Annotated in this window: 1 protein-coding gene; it reads left to right on the top strand. The window is 76.4% G+C overall.

The annotated features are described in order from the left end of the window. Positions 1 to 152 precede the first annotated feature (152 nt). A partial coding sequence (locus tag VR44_RS34185) for a non-ribosomal peptide synthetase (RefSeq protein ID WP_281187253.1) occupies positions 153 to 6,404 on the top strand: 6,252 nt, incomplete at its 3' end.

Raw genomic sequence — 6,404 nt, forward strand, 5'->3', positions numbered from 1 at the left:
GCTGCCGGTGACGCCGAACGGCAAGCTGGACCGGCGCGCGCTGCCCGCGCCCCCCGACGAGGGGCTGCTCCGGGCCGAGTTCGCGGCGCCGGCGACCGCGACCGAGGAGCTCGCCGCGGCCGTGTGGGGCGAGGTGCTGGGCACCGGGCNCCCTGGGCGGCCACTCGCTGCGGGCCACGCGCGCCGTGTCCCGGCTCGGCGCCCGCCTGGGTACGGGCGTGCCGCTGCGGCTGCTGTTCGAGCACCCGACGCTGGAGCGGTTCGCGTCGGCGCTGGACGCCCTGCGCGGCGACGGCCCCGACGCCGCCGCGCCGCCGGCCGCCGTCACCGCGATCGGCGCCCGGCCGGCCGGGGAGAGCGCGCCGCTGTCGTTCGCGCAGCAGCGGCTGTGGTTCCTGGACCAGCTCCAGCCCGGCCGGCCCGACTACAACATCCCCGTCGCGGCCCGGCTGCGGGGCGCGCTGGACGCCGACGCGCTGGACGCCGCGCTGTGCGCGGTGGTGACCCGGCACGAGGTGCTGCGCTCGCGGATCACCGAGGGCCCGTCGGGCCCCGTCCAGGTCGTGGAGGCGCCGGAGGTCTTCGTCCCCCTCCGCACCGACCTGGGGGACCTGCCCCGCGAGGAGGCCCGTTCCCGGGCGCTCGGCCTGGCGCACGCCGACGCCGCCGCCCCCTTCGACCTGGGCTCGGCTCCCCTGCTGCGGGCCCGCGTGGTGCGCGTCGCCGACGACGAGCACCTCCTCGTCCTGGTCCTGCACCACACCGTCGGCGACGGCTGGTCGATGCCGGTGCTGTGGCGGGAGCTGTCCGGGGCCTACGCGGCCCTGCGCCGCGGCGAGCGTCCGGCGCTGCCGGAACTGCCGGTCCAGTACGGGGACTTCGCGTACTGGCAGCAGCGCCGGCTGGCGGACGGCGAGGCCGACGCGGGCATCGCGCACTGGCGGGCGGCCCTCGGCGGGCTCCCGGCCCTGGAGCTGCCCACCGACCGGCCGCGGCCGCAGGTGCGCTCCGGCGCGGGCGACGCCTTCGTCTTCGAGGTGCCGGCCGACCTCGCCCAGCGGCTCGGCGCGCTGGCCCGGGAGCGCGGCGCCACCCTGTTCATGGTGCTGCTGGCCGGTTTCCAGGCGCTGCTGGCCCGCTACACGGGCCAGGCCGACATCGCGGTGGGCTCGCCCATCGCGGGCCGCGACCGCACCGAACTGGAGCCGCTCGTCGGCTTCTTCGTGAACACGTTGGTGCTGCGCACCGACCTGTCGGGCGACCCGGCCTTCGGTGAACTGCTGGGGCGGGTGCGCCGCACCGCGCTGGCCGCCTACGAGCACCAGGACGTCCCGTTCGACCGGCTGGTGGAGGAGCTGCGGCCGGAGCGCGACCTCAGCCGGAACCCCCTGTTCGACGTGCTGTTCCAGCTCCACCCCGAGCAGCTCGCCGCCCTGCCGCTGGACGGTGTGGAGGTCGAGAGCCTCGACACCTCCAACGGGACGGCCAAGTTCGACCTCAGTCTCGCGATGACCGAGCACCCCGGCGGACTGACCGGCACCGTGCAGTACGCGACGGACCTGTTCGACCGGGCCACCGTCGAGCGGTTCGCCGCGCACTACCTGCGGCTGCTGGCCGGCGCGGCCGAGACCCCCGACGCACCGCTGTCCCGGCTGGACGTGCTGTCGCCGCAGGAGCATGCCGCGCTGCTCGGGGAGGATCCGGGTCCCCGGGCGGAGGGGCCGACGGCCCGGACCCTGCACTCCCTGGTGGCGGAACAGGCCCGGCTGCGGCCGGACGCCCCGGCCGTGACCTGCGAGGGCCGCACCATCGCCTACGCGGAGCTCGACGCGGCCGCCAACCGCCTGGCCCACCGCCTGCGGGAGTTCGGCACCGGCCCCGAGACCCGGGTGGCGGTACTGGCCGGCCGCGACCCGCGGATGCTGGTGTGCGTCCTCGCGGTGCTGAAGGCCGGCGGCGCCTACGTGCCGCTCGACGCGGGGCACCCGGCCGAGCGCGTCCGGACGGTCCTGGCCGACAGCGGCGCCCACCTGGTGCTGACGGCGGGCCTGCCCGGCGGACCGCCCCCGGACCTGACCGGCGGCGTACCGGTCGTGGACCTGGACGCCGAGCAGCACCTGGTGGACACGCTGCCCGCCACGGAGCCGCCCGTCACGGCCTCCCCCGCGCACCTGGCCTATCTGCTGTACACCTCCGGGTCGACCGGCCGCCCCAAGGGCGTGGCCGTCACGCACGGCGCCATCACCGGCTACCTGGCCGCGCTGACCGCCACCTTCGGCCTCGGTCCCCAGGACGCGGTGCTGGCCCGTACCGCGCTGACCTTCGACCCTTCGGTACGTGACCTGTTCGCCCCGCTGACCACCGGCGGACGGATCGTGCTGGCCTCGCAGGACGAGGCCGGGGACCCGGAGGCGCTGGCCCGGCTGCTGCACGCCGAGGGTGTGACGGCCCTGCTGTCGATCGTGCCGTCGATGCTGGAACCGCTGGTCGCCGCCGTCACCGAACCCGCGGCCGCGCTGCGGCTGGTGATGACCACCGGCGAGGCGCTGACGCCCGGACTGGCGCGCGCCGCCCACACCTTGGGCGTGCCCGGGCGGCTGCGGCTGGTCAACCAGTACGGTCCGACGGAGTGCACCAACACCACCACGTACCACGTGGTGACGGACGCCGACATCGAGGCGGGCCGCATCCCCATCGGGCGGCCGCTGCCCGGCGCCCGGGTCCTCGTGCTCGGCGAGCACCTCGAACCGCTCCCCCAGGGTGCGATCGGTGAGCTGTTCATCGCCGGCCGCGGGGTGGCCCGCGGCTACCTGGGCGATCCGGCGCGCACCGCCGAGGCCTATCCGCCGGACCCGTACGGGCCGCCCGGGGCGCGCATGTACCGTACCGGCGACCTGGCGCGACTGCGGTCCGACGGGGTGCTGGAGTTCCACGGCCGCCGGGACAACCAGGTCAAGGTCCGCGGCCACCGGATCGAGCTGGGCGAGGTGGAGGCGGCGCTGCTGGGTCACCCGGACGTGGCCCGGGCCGTGGCCGCCGCACACGGCGAGGGCGCCGACCGGCTGCTCGCCGGGTACGTGGTGTGGCGGGAGGGCGGCGGTGATCCGGCCGCCGTGCTGGACTTCGTCCGCGCGGCCCTGCCGGCGGCGATGGTGCCGTCCGCGCTGGTGGTGCTGGACGCGCTGCCGCTGACCCCGAACGGGAAGACCGACCGCCGCGCGCTGCCCGCGCCGGAGGCCGGCACGGCCGGCGGGCACCGGGCGTACGTGGCCCCGCGCACCCCGCTGGAGCGGACGGTCGTCGAGGTCTGGGAGGAGGTGCTCGGCGAGGGCCCGATCGGGGTCCGTGACCACTTCTTCGAGCGCGGCGGGCACTCCCTGCGCGCCACCCGGGTCATCTCCCGGCTGCGCGCCCTGCTGGACCAGGACATCCCGATGCAGCTGCTCTTCCGGCACCCCGTGGCCGAGGACCTGGCCCGGGCGCTGGCCTCACCGGTCGCGGCGGACGCGCCGGGGGCGACGATCCCCGCGCTGCCCGAGGGGCCCGGCCCGCTGTCCTTCGGGCAGCAGCGGCTGTGGCTGCTGGACCGGCTCCAGCCGGGCCGGCCCGACTACAACATGCCCGGTGCCGTACGGCTGACCGGGGAGCTCGACACGGACGCCGCCCTGGGCGCGCTGACGGACGTCGTCGCCCGGCACGAGGTGCTGCGCTCCCGGATCGAGGAGACCGGGGAAGGCGGTGACGAGGGCGCCTTCGCGGCCCGCGTCGTGCCCGGTCCGGCCTCCCTGTTCGCCCCCGACTTCACCGACCTCTCGGAGCTCGGTGCGCCGGCGGCCGAGGAGCGGGCGCGGGAGCTGGCGGCGCACGACGCCGCGCTGCCCTTCGACCTGACGGCCGCGGGCCCGCTGCGGGCCCGGCTGGTGCGGATCGCGCCGCGGGAGCACCTGCTGGTGATCGTGGCCCACCACATCGCCTTCGACGGCTGGTCGGTGGGGGTGTTCTGGCGGGAGTTCTTCGCCGCCTACCGGGCCCGCACCGTCGAAGGGGCCGAGCCCCTGCCGGAACTCGCCGTCTCCTACCGCGAGTTCGCCTCCTGGCAGCGCGACCGCCTCGGCGACGACGCCCTCGCGGACACCCTGGGGTACTGGCGCGGGCGCCTCGGCGGCCTGGCCCCGCTGGACCTGCCCACCGACCGGCCCCGGCCGGCCACCCCGTCCGGGCGCGGCGAGCAGTTCTCCTTCGAGCTGCCCGAGCCGCTGCTGCGGCAGCTGCGCGAGCTGGGGCGCCGGCACGACGCCACCCTGTTCATGGTGCTGCTGGCGGGCTTCCAGGCCCTGCTGGCCCGCTGGTCGGGCGGCGAGGACGTGGCCGTCGGCTCGCCCATCGCCGGCCGCGACCGCACCGAACTGGAGCCGCTCATCGGCTTCTTCGTCAACAACCTGGTGCTGCGCACCGACCTGTCCGGCGACCCGGCGTTCGGCGAGCTGCTGGACCGGGCCCGGGAGACGGCGCTGGGGGCCTACGCCCACCAGCAGGTGCCGTTCGAGCGTCTCGTGGAGGAGGTGCGGCCGGAGCGGGACCTGAGCCGCAATCCGCTGTTCCAGGTGATGCTGGTGCTCGACGAGGAGGCCTCCGCGCCGCCGGCCCCGGCCGGCCTGGACGTCGAACCGCTCTCGCTGGCCAGCGGTGCCTCGAAGTTCGACCTCTCGCTGTACTTCGTCGAGGAGGCCGGCGCGCTGCGCGGTGACGCCGTGTTCGCCACCGACCTCTTCGACCGGGCGACCGTCGAGCGGATGACCTCGGCACTGACCGAACTGCTCACGGCCGCGGTGGCCGATCCCACGACCCCGCTGGGCGCCCTGCCCCTGATGGGTCCGGCCGAGGAGCGCCGGGTCCTGGGTGAGGGCATCGGCTCCGCCGAGACCGCCGACGGCCGGCCGCTGCCCGTGCTCGTCGGCGAGCAGGCCTCCCGTACGCCGCGGGCGGTCGCCGTGGACGACGGGGACCGGAGCCTGACGTACGCCGGGCTGTGGGAGGTCTCGGGCCGGCTGGCCATGGAGCTGACCCGCCTCGGCGTCGGTCCGGAGGCCGCGGTGGCGGTCTGCGCGGAGCGCTCCGTGCTGCTCCCGGCGGCGCTGCTGGGCGTGCTGCGCTCCGGCGGCCTGTACGTGCCGGTGGACCCCGGCTATCCGGCCGACCGCATCGGCTACATGCTCGCGGACAGCGGCGCCCGGGTCATGGTGGTGTCGGGGCTGTCCGGCGCCGCGCAGGTCCCGGACGGGGTCGCCGTGGTGGACCTCGACGCCCTGGCCGCGGACGGGAGCGCGCCGGCCGACCCCGCACCCGTGCGGCTGGAGCCGGAGCAGCTGGCGTACGCCCTCTACACCTCGGGCTCGACGGGACGCCCGAAGGGGGTCACCGTCCCGCACCGGGCGCTGGCCAACTTCACCCGGGACATGGTCCGCAGGCTGGAGCTGACGGCCGGTGACACGGTCGCGGCCGTCACCACGGCCTCCTTCGACATCGCCGTGCTGGAGCTGCTGGTCCCGCTCGTGTGCGGGGCGACCGTACGGGTCGTCGGCCGCGAGACCGCGCGGGACGGCATCCTGCTCGCGAAGGAGCTGGACGCGGCACCGGTCACGGTCGTCCAGGCCACTCCGGCCACCTGGCACCAGCTGATGGAGTCGGGGTGGCGGGCACCGCACGTACGGGCGCTGTGCGGCGGCGAGGCGCTGCCGTCGGCCCTGGCCGAGCGGATGCGTACGGCGCTGGGCACCGTCCGGAACGTGTACGGGCCGACGGAGACCACCGTCTGGTCGACGGCGCACCTGCTGTCCGGCCCGGTCGGCGACGGGCCGGTGCCGATCGGCACGGCGCTCGCCAACACCCGGCTGCACGTACTGGACGCGCGGCTGCGGCCGGTGCCGGTGGGGGTGTTCGGCGAGCTCTACATCGGCGGTGACGGGGTGGCCCGCGGCTACCACGGGCGGCCGGGGCTGACCGCGGACCGGTTCGTGGCCGATCCGTACGGGGCGGGGACACGGCTGTACCGCACCGGTGACCTCGTGCGCCGGCTCGCGGACGGCACGCTGGAGTACCGGGGCCGGGCCGACGGCCAGGTGAAGGTGCGCGGCCACCGCATGGAGCTCGGTGAGATCGAGTCCGCGCTCGCCCGCCACCCGCGGGTGCTGGCGGCGGCCGTGGCCGTCCACGGCACGGGGGTGGACGCCGTCCTGGCCGGCTACGTGACCTGGCGGGACGAGGAGGGCGGCGTGCGCGAGCTCGGCGACTTCCTGCGCCAGGACCTCCCCGAGTACATGGTCCCGGCGGTCCTCACCGCGCTGGAGCGGCTCCCGCTCACCCCGAACGGCAAGCTCGACCGCAAGGCGCTGCCCGCGCCGGCC

Source organism: Streptomyces katrae, from assembly GCF_000966975.1.
In the GTDB taxonomy this organism is placed as follows: domain Bacteria; phylum Actinomycetota; class Actinomycetes; order Streptomycetales; family Streptomycetaceae; genus Streptomyces; species Streptomyces katrae.